Consider the following 1,278-nt stretch of genomic DNA (forward strand, 5'->3'; position numbering starts at 1 on the left):
CGTACCGGAAGGTGCGGCTGGATCACCTCCTTTCTAAGGAGCACTTCTAGGCCGCCTAGCGGTCCAGAGGCCAGTACATCGGCGAATGTTCGATGCTGGTTGCTCATGGGTGGAACGTTGATTATTCGGCACACTTCACTGACTTTCTCCTAGTACTGCTTCGGCGTGGAACGGAAAAGGACGGGAAGGGTGTCGGGCACGCTGTTGGGTGTCTGAGGGAATGGTTTTCCTCAGTCGCCGGCCCCAGTGCACTCGAACCGTAAGGGTTCGGGGTGATGGGTGGCTGGTCGTTGTTTGAGAACTGCACAGTGGACGCGAGCATCTGTGGCCAAGTTTTTAAGGGCGCACGGTGGATGCCTTGGCACCAGGAACCGATGAAGGACGTGGGAGGCCACGATAGTCCCCGGGGAGCCGTCAACCAGGCTTTGATCCGGGGGTTTCCGAATGGGGAAACCCGGCAGTCGTCATGGGCTGTCACCCGCTGCTGAACACATAGGCAGTGTGGAGGGAACGAGGGGAAGTGAAACATCTCAGTACCCTCAGGAAGAGAAAACAACCGTGATTCCGGGAGTAGTGGCGAGCGAAACCGGATGAGGCCAAACCGTATACGTGTGAGACCCGGCAGGGGTTGCGTGTACGGGGTTGTGGGATCTCTCTTCTGTCGTCTGCCGGCGACAGGACGAGTCAGAAACCGTTGATGTAGGCGAAGGACATGCGAAAGGTCCGGCGTAGAGGGTAAGACCCCCGTAGTCGAAACATCAGCGGCTCGTTTGAGAGACACCCAAGTAGCACGGGGCCCGAGAAATCCCGTGTGAATCTGGCGGGACCACCCGCTAAGCCTAAATATTCCCTGGTGACCGATAGCGGATAGTACCGTGAGGGAATGGTGAAAAGTACCGCGGGAGCGGAGTGAAATAGTACCTGAAACCGTGTGCCTACAAGCCGTGGGAGCGTCGGACACAAGCTTGCTTGTGTCTCGTGACTGCGTGCCTTTTGAAGAATGAGCCTGCGAGTTTGCGGTGTGTTGCGAGGTTAACCCGTGTGGGGAAGCCGTAGCGAAAGCGAGTCCGAATAGGGCGATTCAGTAGCACGCTCAAGACCCGAAGCGGAGTGATCTAGCCATGGGCAGGTTGAAGCGGAGGTAAGACTTCGTGGAGGACCGAACCCACCAGGGTTGAAAACCTGGGGGATGACCTGTGGTTAGGGGTGAAAGGCCAATCAAACTCCGTGATAGCTGGTTCTCCCCGAAATGCATTTAGGTGCAGCGTTGCGTGTTTC

The 1,278-nt window shown here is 57.1% G+C and carries 1 rRNA gene; it reads left to right on the top strand.

Going from position 1 to position 1,278, the window contains the following annotated elements:
- Positions 1–326: 326 nt before the first annotated feature.
- A 23S ribosomal RNA gene (locus ACWEVO_RS36660) occupies positions 327–1,278 on the top strand; the annotation flags it as partial.

It is taken from the genome of Micromonospora sp. NPDC003776 (genome assembly GCF_053605645.1).